The sequence below is a fragment of the Lysinibacillus sp. NPDC097214 genome (genome assembly GCF_050277945.1).
In the GTDB taxonomy this organism is placed as follows: Bacteria; Bacillota; Bacilli; order Bacillales_A; family Planococcaceae; genus Lysinibacillus; species Lysinibacillus xylanilyticus_B.
Genome location: NZ_JBNNSS010000008.1, coordinates 180,572 through 193,492, shown reverse-complemented (window position 1 = coordinate 193,492; position 12,921 = coordinate 180,572). Strand labels below are relative to the sequence as shown.

The 12,921-nt window shown below is 38.6% G+C and carries 15 protein-coding genes and 1 rRNA gene; 2 read left to right on the top strand and 14 right to left on the bottom strand.

The window, feature by feature from the left end:
* Window positions 1-94 (bottom strand): 16S ribosomal RNA (locus ACQKMI_RS18525); the annotation flags it as partial.
* A gap of 269 nt (window positions 95-363) precedes the next feature.
* Here ACQKMI_RS18525 and ACQKMI_RS18520 point away from each other — a divergent pair.
* On the top strand, window positions 364-1,020 hold the full coding sequence (locus ACQKMI_RS18520) for a hypothetical protein (RefSeq protein WP_427491254.1): 657 nt from the start codon (window positions 364-366) through the stop codon (window positions 1,018-1,020).
* Window positions 1,021-1,196: 176 nt separating this feature from the next.
* Here the strand turns inward: ACQKMI_RS18520 and ACQKMI_RS18515 are convergent, their stop codons facing one another.
* A complete protein-coding gene (locus ACQKMI_RS18515; protein WP_427491252.1) occupies window positions 1,197-1,871 on the bottom strand; it encodes a KinB-signaling pathway activation protein in 675 nt (224 codons plus the stop codon).
* Window positions 1,872-2,022: 151 nt separating this feature from the next.
* On the opposite strand from ACQKMI_RS18515, the gene gerD reads away from it, so the two are divergent.
* Window positions 2,023-2,625, top strand: a complete 603-nt coding sequence (gerD, locus tag ACQKMI_RS18510) for a spore germination lipoprotein GerD (protein ID WP_323648619.1) — start codon at window positions 2,023-2,025, stop codon at window positions 2,623-2,625.
* A gap of 54 nt (window positions 2,626-2,679) precedes the next feature.
* On the opposite strand, the gene ACQKMI_RS18505 is transcribed toward gerD, so the two are convergent.
* The 12 genes from ACQKMI_RS18505 to rpsK form a co-directional block, all read right to left on the bottom strand.
* The gene (locus ACQKMI_RS18505; RefSeq protein WP_323648617.1) at window positions 2,680-3,735 is read right to left on the bottom strand and encodes a P-loop NTPase; all 1,056 of its coding nucleotides are present in this window, start codon (window positions 3,733-3,735) and stop codon (window positions 2,680-2,682) included.
* 71 nt (window positions 3,736-3,806) lie between these two features.
* Window positions 3,807-4,520: an N-acetylmuramoyl-L-alanine amidase gene (locus tag ACQKMI_RS18500; RefSeq protein ID WP_427491249.1), complete on the bottom strand. Its 714-nt coding sequence runs from the start codon at window positions 4,518-4,520 to the stop codon at window positions 3,807-3,809.
* Window positions 4,521-4,753: 233 nt separating this feature from the next.
* Window positions 4,754-5,704: a DUF4822 domain-containing protein gene (locus ACQKMI_RS18495; protein ID WP_427491247.1), complete on the bottom strand. Its 951-nt coding sequence runs from the start codon at window positions 5,702-5,704 to the stop codon at window positions 4,754-4,756.
* 227 nt (window positions 5,705-5,931) lie between these two features.
* Window positions 5,932-6,324, bottom strand: coding sequence for a 30S ribosomal protein S9 (gene rpsI, locus ACQKMI_RS18490; protein WP_004233744.1), 393 nt, complete (start codon window positions 6,322-6,324; stop codon window positions 5,932-5,934).
* A 25-nt stretch (window positions 6,325-6,349) separates the two neighbouring features.
* The gene (gene rplM / locus ACQKMI_RS18485; protein WP_049662886.1) at window positions 6,350-6,787 is read right to left on the bottom strand and encodes a 50S ribosomal protein L13; all 438 of its coding nucleotides are present in this window, start codon (window positions 6,785-6,787) and stop codon (window positions 6,350-6,352) included.
* 460 nt (window positions 6,788-7,247) lie between these two features.
* Window positions 7,248-7,988: a tRNA pseudouridine(38-40) synthase TruA gene (gene truA, locus ACQKMI_RS18480; protein ID WP_427491245.1), complete on the bottom strand. Its 741-nt coding sequence runs from the start codon at window positions 7,986-7,988 to the stop codon at window positions 7,248-7,250.
* Window positions 7,989-8,002: 14 nt separating this feature from the next.
* Complete coding sequence (locus ACQKMI_RS18475; protein WP_323648606.1) at window positions 8,003-8,800, bottom strand: energy-coupling factor transporter transmembrane protein EcfT; 798 nt, start codon at window positions 8,798-8,800, stop codon at window positions 8,003-8,005.
* Entirely contained in the window at window positions 8,797-9,669 is an 873-nt protein-coding gene (locus ACQKMI_RS18470) for an energy-coupling factor ABC transporter ATP-binding protein (RefSeq protein ID WP_427491243.1), read from the bottom strand. Before ACQKMI_RS18470 ends, ACQKMI_RS18475 begins: the two co-directional genes overlap by 4 nt.
* Window positions 9,645-10,490, bottom strand: coding sequence for an energy-coupling factor ABC transporter ATP-binding protein (locus ACQKMI_RS18465; RefSeq protein WP_323648602.1), 846 nt, complete (start codon window positions 10,488-10,490; stop codon window positions 9,645-9,647). Before ACQKMI_RS18465 ends, ACQKMI_RS18470 begins: the two co-directional genes overlap by 25 nt.
* Window positions 10,491-10,996: 506 nt before the next feature.
* A complete protein-coding gene (gene rplQ / locus ACQKMI_RS18460; protein WP_012296051.1) occupies window positions 10,997-11,377 on the bottom strand; it encodes a 50S ribosomal protein L17 in 381 nt (126 codons plus the stop codon).
* 57 nt (window positions 11,378-11,434) lie between these two features.
* Window positions 11,435-12,379, bottom strand: a complete 945-nt coding sequence (locus ACQKMI_RS18455; protein WP_004233733.1) for a DNA-directed RNA polymerase subunit alpha — start codon at window positions 12,377-12,379, stop codon at window positions 11,435-11,437.
* Window positions 12,380-12,518: 139 nt separating this feature from the next.
* The gene (rpsK, locus tag ACQKMI_RS18450; RefSeq protein ID WP_053482801.1) at window positions 12,519-12,908 is read right to left on the bottom strand and encodes a 30S ribosomal protein S11; all 390 of its coding nucleotides are present in this window, start codon (window positions 12,906-12,908) and stop codon (window positions 12,519-12,521) included.
* Window positions 12,909-12,921 lie beyond the last annotated feature (13 nt).

Below are 12,921 nucleotides of genomic sequence, written 5' to 3'. Positions count from 1 at the left end.
TCAAAGGAGCAAGCTCCTTCTCTGTTCGCTCGACTTGCATGTATTAGGCACGCCGCCAGCGTTCGTCCTGAGCCAGGATCAAACTCTCCATAAAAGAAATTTGATTAGCTCAAATTGTTTTGCTGGCATCATGTTTGATGTCCAAAATTTTGTTTTGTTCACTAACTCAAGGTTAGCTACTAAAAACTTTATTGATTACGTTTTGCATGTTCAGTTTTCAAGGTTCATTTTTTAATTTACTGCGTCACCTCTTGGCGACTTATACATAATAACATCGATTATTCATGAAAGTCAACACTAAATCATAAGTTTTTTTAAGAAGCTCATTTTTTCGTTTAAAAATATAGAAACGAGGTTGTTATGATGATTCGTAAAACGTTGATTTCACTGATTTTCATCGTAATATTGTTTGTCTTTATAAAGCCGATAAATTCTACTATGATTTCTGTATTCAACATCGCCGATGCTCCAGCAGTTGTAACAAAAGGACATTACGGCACATCACTTGTTGTCGAAATTTCTTTCTCTGATGAAACCTTGTTGGATTGGCTTAAAACTGTAAAAGAACCTTATCCGCTTCTTTTATTAGATGCCGCTTGGATTAAACGTTCACCTGAGCACATAAAAGTCATTCAAGAACGAAAACTACCCACAGGATTATTAGGACCTGAGGATTCAGTGGATAAGCCAATTGATCTTTCCGTCGTTCAAAAAGATATTACTATTTACGAAAAGCATTTACAAGAAACCCCACTTTGGTTTGCAACACGAAATCACCAATATTCGCAGGATTTACAAAATAACTTATTTCAACAGCAGATGAATATACTTTCTCCCTCCCTAATCTGGAAAGGTGAAAAGAAAATTCAATTACAAAAGGGAGATTTTATTTTTATATCTTTACACCAAAATAATAAAATCTCGTTTAAGGAGTTCAATACATTCCTACAACAAAATAAATTTATGTCGATTGAGGAAAATATATTCGGCTATAAAGTTCAAACTAAAAAATCACCATAAAGCGAAACTTTAATCAGTGGGGTTTTCTTCACCCCCCACTGACTATTAGTCTTCACCAATCGGACGGGCAGTTGATCTCCCTCCTATCTTCTTTACTTTCAGTAATTACTGACCGTTATAGCGGATAACAAAGAAGTTGCCTCCACGATTTATGGAGGCAACTTCTTTGTTTATTATTATGCGTTTTTAGCTTGTTCACGACGTGCTTTACGGCGTGCCTCTAATTTTTGACGATCTTCTTCGGATTTTGCATTATATTTTGGTAATACTAATAATTGATAAGCATTTACAGCGAGTAGAGGGAAAAGTAACATTGCAACATACTCATTAATATTTTCATCGCGACCCATTAATGCAATTGTCCATTCTAGTGTAGTAACAACAATCATAAAAAATAATGCCGAAATGAAAACATGTTTTTTTCCTGTTAATTTTACTTTTTGAATAGCCGTTGCTATAGCACTGAATATTAATAAAATTAACAAACCACTATAGAATACCCAGCTTTGACCTTCTTTTACATCTGGTATAAAGCGGAAGAATATAATATCAAAAATAGTAATAACAATTAATACTAGCTGTATCCAATTCCATAATGTAAGTGTTCTAAAAATGTTAACCCCTACTTGATGAAGCGTTAAATAAGCAAAAAAACCTGCTTGTGCAATAACACTCATTGTAAATCCTAAGAAAACCATCCATAAAAGTCCGGCCAAAAATTCTCCCCATTGACCGTTTGCAATATATGGTTGGAAGAAGTCCCATCGAATAAATAAACTGCAAATTCCGTTGACTGCGCCACCAACGAGCATTGCAAAAAAGAAAAACTTAGCCCAATTTCGTATCGTCACAACTAAAAGTCCCCCAATTTCTTATGTATATCTGTACTTATTTTAACAATGCATTGTTAAAAAAGCTATTTCTCATCCTAACCAATACATAAAGTCATCATAAATGTGAACAATAATTGAAAGAGTCTATCTATAGAAAGGACTGATTTTGATGCGAAAATTCTTCTTACTACTAATTCTAATGCTGTTTCTTTCTGCCTGTTCACAAGAAAAAGCCTCTACCATGTCCTATGAAGAAATAAAAAAAATAATGATCGACTCTTTACAAACCGAGGATGGTAAAAAGGCGCTGCGAAAGCTTTTAGAGGAACCAAGTTTCCGTGAATTATTGGTTTTGGAGCATGATGAAGTGAAGAAGGCTACTGAGGCTACCTTGCTTTCCAAAGAAGCAGAAGACTTTTGGAAGAAAACTTTCGAAGATCCAAAGTTTAAAGAAACTGTAGCTAAAAGTATGCAAAAGCAACAACAGGATATTATGAAGGAATTAATAAAAGACCCCACTTTCCAAAAAGATATGGAGGCTTTCTTTGGCCAGCCAGATATGCAAAAGCAGTTAGAGACTATTCTAAAATCCTCCAATATGAGAAAACAAATGGAGGAAGTCGTCAAGGAAACGATTGAAAGTCCGCTTATGCAAACAAAATGGCAGGAGCTTATTAGGAAGAGCGGTGGCGAGACAGGTAAGGCTGGCGGCGGCGGTAAAAAAGAAGCTGGCGGCGGTGGTGAAGGTAATGAGCAAAAAGGCACTCAGTAACCCACTTAAATGTAAAAACGGATTTCCTCCATTGTTTGAGGAAATCCGTTTTCATTATTTATTTAATTTATTGATGACGTTCGTCGCGATGTCTAAATAGATTTGTCCAGTTGTGTGCTTTTCAGCATAAACAGAAGGTGCAAAATCTTCTTCTGACCAGTCAGGTTGACCAAGAGGAATTTGACCAAGTAGCTCTGTACGTAGCTCTTCTGCTAACTTCGGACCTCCACCTTGACCGAATACGAATTCACGGTCACCTGATTTTGATTCATACCATGCCATGTTTTCAATAACGCCTAAAATTTCATGGTCTGTTTGTAAAGCCATTGCACCTGCACGAGCTGCAACGAATGCTGCCGTTGGATGAGGTGTTGTTACAACAATCTCTTTTGATGAAGGAAGCATTTGGTGAATATCTAATGCAACGTCACCTGTACCTGGTGGTAAATCCAATAGTAGATAGTCTAGCTCGCCCCATTCTACATCACGGAAGAACTGATCTAACACTTTACCTAACATAGGTCCACGCCATACAATCGGTGCGTTATTTTCAACAAAGAAGCCCATTGAAATCATTTTCACGCCTAAACGATCAACAGGGAAAATTCGATTGTCTACCACTTTAGGCATATCTGTAACACCCATCATATCAGGCACACTGAACCCATAAATATCAGCATCAATTAAGCCAACCTTCTTACCTAGACGAGCTAATGCAACAGCTAAGTTAACTGATACTGTAGATTTCCCCACTCCGCCTTTACCAGAGGCAATTGAAATAACTTGTACTGTGCTAAGCGGAGATAAAATATCTTGTGCCTCAGCTTCAGTTGCTACGCCACGGAAGCTTTGTAGCTTCTCTGCTGACAGCTCTTCGAAACGAATTCCAACTGTATTTGCTCCCGCTTCTTTCAAAACTTCAACAATTTTCATTTGTAGCTGTAATTGTTCAGGTGTATTTGTTTTAGCAATCGCAATTTTCACACTGACATGATTCTTCTCTTCTTTTATTGTTACGTTTGTAATACCGTCTGTTTCTGCGAAAGATTTATGTAAAAATGGATCTTGTAGTTGTCCTAGTATTTCTCGTACTTGTTGTTCAGTAATCACGACGAACACTCCCCTTATATTATCTCAATGTTAGTATATCATAATGATTTGATTTACGTTGTGATGTTGCTCTATTCAATTTTAGCTAATAAATACTCTTCTATACCTTCAACAATGGCATCTCCCATTTTTTCTTGGTATTTCTTATCTGTTAATAGTGCACGTTCCTCATCATTACTTATAAATCCTGTTTCTACTAGTGCAGCAGGTACTTCAGCTTTTTTCAGTAAATATATTTGTTTTATAGACATTGCTTCTCGGTCAGTATTTTTCAAATTAGTGCGTATGGAATCTTGAATGCTCTTTGCTAAAAATTCACTTTCAGCATGTCCTTCTTGATGATAAAACACCTGCGCTCCACGCCATTTTGTTTCAGGAATGGCATTTGCATGAATTGTAAGAAAAATATCCGGTTTTTCTTTTTCTACTATGTCTTTTCTTAAAAAGATATCCTGCTTTTTTCGTTCTCTCAATGTTCCAAACTTTTCTGAGGACGCATGCTCATCGATTACATCTCCATCTTTTGTTCGTGTCATTACGACCGTTGCGCCTTTTTTCTTTAATTGCTTCTCAACATGCTGAGCAATTGCAAGTGTAATATCCTTTTCAATTACTTCGCCCTTCGAAGCACCTCCATCTATACCTCCGTGTCCCGCATCAATGACAATTTTCATGCCACCAAGTGGGTCCGGTAAGAAGAAGTTACGGTTCGAAGCATTCGTTTCATATGCCACTACCACTATACTCATTAGCATAATTACTCCTAGTGCAAGCCAGCGCTTCACCCATATCCACCACCCTTTTGTATTTAGTGTACGAAGTTAGTGATTGAACTATGCTAGAAAGTAAAAAAACTCTTTAAGCAATCGGAAAGGAATTCTTAGCCTACTTTCAGCGGATATTTGTGTATCGAAAGAAGGTAAAGTTGAGAGTTTGATTTGAAGTAGAAGATACTTTTTTGGTAATGATAAAACGGCATTAATCCAGTTATACTACAAGGACTAACGCCGTTAATTTTTTATTTTAGTGTGAATTCAGGTTTAAACTTACCTGTATAAGGTTCATGTTCAACAAATACCGTTATATCCTTACCATCTTTATCTTTCCCAGTTCTTAGATACGTGAATTTCTTATTATTTAGCTCGGTAATTTCGAGCACAGCCCCATATTTATTGTCGCCAATTGAAACATGGGCTCTTAATTTATTTCCATCGATTACATTAAAGTATCCATAGTCACCGCGACTTTTACCTGTTTCAGGATTGAAAAATTCATATTTATTCGTATTAGCATCATATTTCGCAATGCTAATAAAATTTGTATTATATTGTGTTACATCATTTTTGTTTGCATCTAATACAACTGTTCCTTGCCAAAGCGTATCAGCTAAGATTTTATCTCCATCCACATCCTTAACAATTGTGCCTGTAGAATTATTTAAAGTTTTAGCGGATTCAGTAAATGTTAGCTTTCTTTCCTTATAAGGGACATGCTCAACGAATACCTCTACATCGTTGCCATTTGAATCTTTACCCATTCTCTTAGACGTAAACATATTATTTTTCACCTTAGTAATTTCTTCAACTACTTGGTAATTTTTTGTTTGTGAAATCAATATCCTATGCTTTCCGTCATGCGTAATAAAGAAAGTCCCTTTATCATCAAGACTTCCAGCTGTATTTGGATCGAAGAATTCATAGCGTCCTGAGTCAGCGTCATATTTAGCAAGGCCCATTAAATTTGAATTCTCTGCTGTTACATCTTTATTATTTTTATCGTAAACTTTTGTGGCTTGCCAGTTTGTACTACTAAGAATATTGGCGTTTGCTTGACCTTCTGTTATTTCACCCTGTCTCTGATCTGCAGTATTCCCTGTTTTTACTTCCTCCGTTTTTTTTACGTCAGTTTTATTCTGACATGCACCAAGAAGTGCCATTGCCGCAAGTGATAATATTAGTAGCTTTTTCATCTATTGACCTCCACTTTCAGAATAAACAACTTAAAAGTAGTATCAGCCATTTCTATATAAATTACACATCACAATGGCTATTAATATGCCAGTCAACAACAGTGCTTCAAGATTTCTTGGAATACTTGAACTTCTAAGTGGTAGAACCTAGCTATAGCATTTTCCAAACAAAAAAACCCTTTCTCGAAAATTCGAGAAAGGGTTTGGAAACGTTGATATAAGTAATATTAACGTTTTGAGAACTGAGGTGCACGACGAGCGCCGCGTAGACCTGGTTTTTTACGTTCTTTCATGCGTGAATCACGAGTAAGTAATCCAGCAGATTTTAATGCAGCACGGAAATCTGGGTCTACTTGAAGTAGAGCACGAGCGATACCGTGACGTACTGCACCAGCTTGACCAGTGTATCCACCACCGTTAACGTTTACGTGGATATCGTAGCTTCCTGTAGTTTCAGTAGCTACTAATGGTTGCTTAATTACTTCACGTAATGCAGCGAATGGTACGTATTCTTCGATTTCACGTTTGTTGATAACAATTTTACCTGTACCTGGTACTAAACGTACGCGAGCTACAGAGCTTTTACGGCGACCAGTGCCGATGTATTGAACTTGTGCCAAAGTAATATCCTCCTCTTAATTTATATTATCCGCGAAGCTCGTATGCTTCTGGTTTTTGTGCAGCATGTGGATGCTCTGTTCCAGTGTAAACGTTAAGTTTAGTGAACATTTTGCGACCTAAAGAGTTTTTAGGAAGCATCCCTTTAATTGCTAATTCGATCATTCTTGTTGGGTACTTGTCTAGCATTTCACCAGCAGTACGAGTTTTTAAACCACCCGCAAATTGAGTATGGTGACGGTAAAGTTTACCCTCTAATTTGTTACCAGTTAAATGGATTTTGTCAGCGTTGATGATGATCACGTGATCACCTGTGTCAACGTTTGGTGTGAATGTTGGTTTATGTTTACCACGTAAGATAGCAGCTACTTCAGAAGCTAAACGTCCAAGAGTTTGGCCTTCTGCATCAACTACTAGCCATTTACGGTCTACTTCGTGACCTTTAGCCATGAATGTTGTACGCATGTATATATCCTCCTAATCGATTCGATTACCGTTATTTTTCATTAAACTACACTATAAGTTTTCGGGGCTTATTTGTGGTGGTAATGAAAATACCATCTGTTATCATATAATGAATGACTTTTAAAGTCAAGCAATTTCAATAAACACCTGGAGAAGTTGTTCAGATTCATTTATTGGTTAAATTAGGGCTTCTTTTAGCCATCATTTTGTAAAATACAAAGATATTTCGCGTCAAGATTTCTATAACATTTGTCAGTTAAAAAGGCTCTTCAACATAACGTGGGTTGATTTCCGTTCCGACTGGGCGCTTTCCTGGGGGCGTCCGATGAGCCGCTTCACTCGCGCAGCTCGCTCCAGGGTCTCATCTGTGACGCTAATCCCCAAGGAGTCGCCCAGTCTCCACTCCAATCAACTTATATAAATTGTATACGTTTTAACAAATGTCACCCCAGATGACGGGTTAATAGAAGACTTTCTCAAGATATAGCCCTTGTGGAGGTGCGGTTTTACCTGCCTTATCACGGTTCATAGATTTAACGACTAACTCCACGCTCTCAATATCACGACGCCCTATACCAACTTCCCAAAGCGTGCCTGCGATAATACGAACCATGTTATATAAGAAGCCATTTCCTTCGATCACCATATGTAGCTCCTCACCATACCATTCAAATTGTAGTGCAGTCACTGTGCGCACCTTATCTTTGACACTTGTATTAGCTGCACAAAAGCATGAAAAATCATGCGTACCGATAATAGCCTTTGCTGCCTCCTGCATTGCCTCAACATTTGGTTTCACACCATTTGTCTCTACAGAGTAATGTCTGCGGAATGGACTTTGTACAGGCTCACATGACCATATATATCGGTACCGCTTTCCTGTTACACTGTAGCGCGCATGGAAATCAGCAGCTACTTCCTCAATCGATAATACTCGAATATCTCTTGGCAGTTGAACATTCAATGCCTTCATGTATTTATCTACTGGAATCGCGAGTGGTGAATCAAAATGCAATGTTTGACCTGTTGCATGCACTCTTGCATCAGTACGTCCACTAGCTGTTACCTTTATCTTTTCCCCTTTATGCATGATGGCTAGAACACGTTCAAGCTCTGCCTGTATTGTGCGCTCTCCAGGCTGTACTTGGTAGCCAGAAAATTGCGTTCCGTCATAACTTATAATTGCTTTTAATCGTCGCATAAAGATTACTCCTTTTAACTTCTATAGAAGAATAGTAATACGGCCATTGCTACTAAGAACATAAGTGCAAATGTATCACTCATATCCCACTTTAGCTTGCGATATCTCGTACGCCCTTCGCCTCCACGGTAGCCTCTTACTTCCATAGCTGTTGCTAAATCCTCAGCTCGTTTAAAAGCACTTACAAAGAGAGGTACCAGTAATGGCACAACCGCTTTAATACGATCCTTTATTGGTCCTGAAGATAAATCCGAACCACGTGCCATTTGTGCTTTCATAATTTTATCTGTTTCATCCATTAACGTAGGTATAAAGCGCAATGAAATAGACATCATTAGAGCTAACTCATGTACTGGCACTTTCACCGCTTTTAATGGATTTAGTAGCACTTCAATGCCATCCGTAATGGAAATCGGTGACGTTGTAAGCGTTAAGATAGATGTCATAAACACTAGAACTAGAAAACGTATCGAAATAAATATCCCTTGTCGGATACCCTCTTCATAAATAGTGATAAACTTCCACTCAAATACTAGGGCGCCTTCTTTCGTCATAAATATATGAATTAAGAAGGTAAACGCCATTAAAAAAAGTACTGGCTTTAGACCATTAATTAAAAAATACAAACGAATACGTGACACTAGCACAATGAGTAAGGTAAACGCTAATAGGAAAGCATATGTCACTGTGTTGTTTGCTAAAAAAACAATAATAATGAATGCAAACACAAATATAAGCTTTGATCGTGGATCGAGCTTATGAACTGGGGAATTCCCTGGAAGAAAGCGCCCAAATATCATTTTCTCCATCATGACTGTCCACGCTCCTCTCTTAGAACCCGAGCAATTTCAGTTGCTAGCTCTTCTTCGGTTAAGCAGACCTTCGAGAAGGATTTGTTTATCATTTTTTCGATTTTTTGTTGAAATCGTACGATACGAGGTGGTTCTAAGCGGAAATTCTTTAATGTCTCTGCATCTTTGAAAATTTCTTGAGGTGTGCCACTCAGTACATTTTTCCCTTCATGCATAATGACAATACTATCTGCATAACGAGCTGCGTCCTCCATACTATGCGTAACGAGAATCGTTGTTAGCCCACGTTCCTTGTGTAGCTTATGAAACATATCCATAATCTCTTTCTGACCGCGTGGATCAAGCCCTGCAGTTGGTTCATCTAAAACAATCACTTCAGGTTCCATCGCCAAAACGCCAGCAATTGCTACCCTGCGCATTTGTCCACCCGATAAATCAAAGGGTGATTTTTCAAGTACGTCCCCTGGTAAGCCTACTAACCCTACTAGCTCCTTTGCTCGTGCTTCTGCCTCTTGCTCCGAAACACCGAAGTTCATAGGACCAAACATAATATCCTTTAATACAGTTTCTTCAAACAGCTGATGCTCCGGGAATTGAAACACAATACCAACCTTTTGACGTACAGCCTTTAAATCCTTGGCCTTTTTTCCAGCTACAACAACCCGATCTCCGATATGTACTTCTCCAGAGGTTGGTTTTAGAAGTGCATTAAAATGCTGAAGAATTGTCGATTTACCGGAACCCGTATGTCCGATAATTGCCTGATACGTATGTGAAGGGATTTCAAAATCCACATCAAATAATGCACGTTTTTCAAAAGGTGTACCCTGTGCATAAGCATAGCTTACTTGTTGAAGTTTGATGTCCATAAATCATTCACCAACTCTTCTTCTGTCATATGTTGTCCCATTAATGGAACACCTTCCTTTTGCAATAACTTTGATAACTTCATGGCAAATGGTAAGTCTAACCCAAACTCAACTAGCTTGTCCCCCAGTGTAAAAATTTCAGCAGGTGTACCCTCAGCAAATTTCTTTCCGTCGTTCATAAAGAGAACACGATCTGCAAGCATAGCTTCCTCTAAATCATGCGTAATAGATAAAACCGTTAATCCTGTTTCAGCACGTAAAGTTTGAACTGTTTGTAATACCTCAACACGGCCTTGTGGATCTAGCATAGAAGTAGCTTCATCAAGAATAAGGAGCTTAGGTTTTAACGCGAGTGCGCCTGCAATGGCAACACGCTGCTTTTGCCCACCCGATAAATGATGTGGCTCATGATCTAAAAAATTGTTCATTTTTACTTGTTCGAGTGCACCATGTACACGTTCTACCATCTCTTCAAACGGTACTCCGTTATTTTCAAGAGCAAAAGCAACATCATCCTGCACTGTCGCTCCTACAAATTGATTGTCTGGATTTTGAAAAACCATGCCCATTTGTGAACGGCTTTCCCACAGGTTTTCTTCACTCAATGGTTGACGTAAAATACGTACATCACCTTGCTGTGGGTAAAGCAATCCATTCATAAGCTTTGCGATAGTGGATTTACCAGAACCGTTATGGCCAACAATGGCAATCCATTCGCCTTCCTGTACCGCAAAGCTTACATTCTCGACAGCATTGCGACTTTCTTTTTCTTCTGGTGTATATGAAAATGTCACATTATTTAATGATAAAATTTCTGGCATTTCTAGAACTCCTCTCTACATGCTCAGCTCTACTAACTAACTTACACTTTTTTATGTATGAATTCTACTACAATCATTATGTCGATAAAAGAAAAGTGCTAAAATCACTTTCCATTCTTTTGTCTGTCCCATATAAGGCTAACTATAATTTATAGACTATCTTTTAAGAATACATCATATATTGGAACGAGCCACCCTAAACGTCCCGGCGACTACCAAATCAGCCTATAAAAAAAAGCACCACTAAATTGGCGCTATCTCTTACTTCCCTAAAAAATAAAAAAGCGCGCACCTCATTCGATAGAAATGCGCTAGTCGTTACATTTTCAAGAAACACGGGTGCTCAAGCCCTTGTTCCCTCTGAATGAGGTGCGGAGAGCTAAACGAGACGCCACACAACAGTGTCCGCTCATCATAACGCTCAGCTTAATTATTTGTCGTATAAATCGTTAATAAAGAAAGAGGGTGGTGATTCCACCCTCTTCACCACTTGTTTTCTCTTATGATTAAACTAATTCAATCACAACAACAGGTGCACCGTCACCACGACGAGGACCTACTTTAAGAATACGAGTGTAACCACCTTGACGCTCTGCATAACGTGGTGCAACATCATCAAATAACTTTTGAAGTGCAAATGAAGTTGTTTCGTTACCTTCAGCATCAGTAGTTGTTACTAGTTCACGACGGATGAATGCAGCAGCTTGACGGCGTGCGTGTAAATCTCCGCGTTTACCTAAAGTAATCATTTTTTCAACAGCTTTACGTACTTCTTTAGCGCGAGCCTCAGTAGTTTCGATACGCTCGTTGATGATTAAATCAGTAGCTAAGTCACGTAACATCGCTTTACGTTGAGAACTTGTACGACCAAGTTTTCTGTAACCCATGGATGTTTCCCTCCTTTATAAAAAATTATCTGATCTTGTAAGTTTTGTTTAAATCGCTTAGTCTTCTTTGCGTAACCCTAAACCAAGCTCTTCTAACTTCGCTTTTACTTCTTCAAGTGACTTACGTCCAAGGTTACGAACTTTCATCATGTCGTCTTCTGACTTATTCGCAAGTTCTAGTACTGTATTAATACCAGCGCGTTTTAAGCAGTTATAAGAACGAACAGAAAGATCAAGTTCTTCGATAGTCATCTCTAAAACTTTTTCTTTTTGATCTTCTTCTTTTTCGACCATGATTTCAGCAGTTTGTGCCTCATCAGTCATGCCCACGAAGATGTTAAGATGCTCGGTTAAAATTTTTGCTCCGAGCGAAATCGCCTCTTTCGGACCGATGCTACCATCTGTCCACACATCAAGAGAAAGTTTATCGTAGTCAGAAGACTGACCTACACGAGTATTTTCCACTTGGAAATTGACGCGTGATACTGGAGTGTAAATAGAGTCGATCGGGATCACGCCGATAGGAAGATCCTCACGTTTGTTTTGATCAGCAGGAGTGTAACCACGGCCGCGTTGAGCGTACATACGCATACGTAAATGACCGTTTTTAGCGATTGTTGCAATATATAGATCCGGGTTTAAAATTTCTACATCACTGTCATGCGTAATGTCAGCAGCTGTAACTGTACCATCGCCTTTTACATCAATCTCAATAACTTTTTCTTCGTCAGAGTAGATTTTAAGAGCTAGTTTTTTCACGTTCAAAATAATTGAAGCTACATCCTCTACAACGCCTTCTACAGTTGAGAATTCGTGAAGAACACCGTCAATTTGAATTGAAGTGACAGCAGCTCCTGGTAATGAAGACAGAAGGATACGACGTAAAGAATTACCCAAAGTGTTTCCATATCCGCGTTCAAGCGGTTCTACAACAAACTTTCCATATTTGGAATCTTCGCTGATCTCCACCGTTTCAATCTTTGGTTTTTCAATTTCGATCATTTTATTTACCCTCCTTCAAAACATCGAATGTATAGGTTCTTTCCATCATAGATTCGATCGTCATTGACGTATCGTTTATTATCTGCACAAGACAGTCTGTACAAAAAATGATGTTCTCATACAATATGAGACGCACCCATTACACGCGACGACGTTTTGGCGGACGGCAACCATTATGAGGAACTGGAGTAACGTCTTTAATAGCAGTTACATCTAAACCAGCAGCTTGAAGTGCACGAATTGCAGCTTCACGACCAGCACCAGGACCTTTAACAGTTACTTCCAACGTTTTCAGACCATGTTCAAGGGATGCTTTAGCAGCAGTTTCTGCAGCCATTTGAGCAGCGAATGGTGTAGATTTACGTGAACCACGGAAACCAAGAGCACCAGCACTTGACCAAGATACAGCGTTACCTTGCATATCTGTAATCGTTACGATTGTATTGTTAAATGTAGAACGAATGTGTGCGATACCAGATTCGATATTCTTTTTCACACGACGTTTACGAGTTTGTTGTTTACGAGCCATGTTAAGAAGGAAC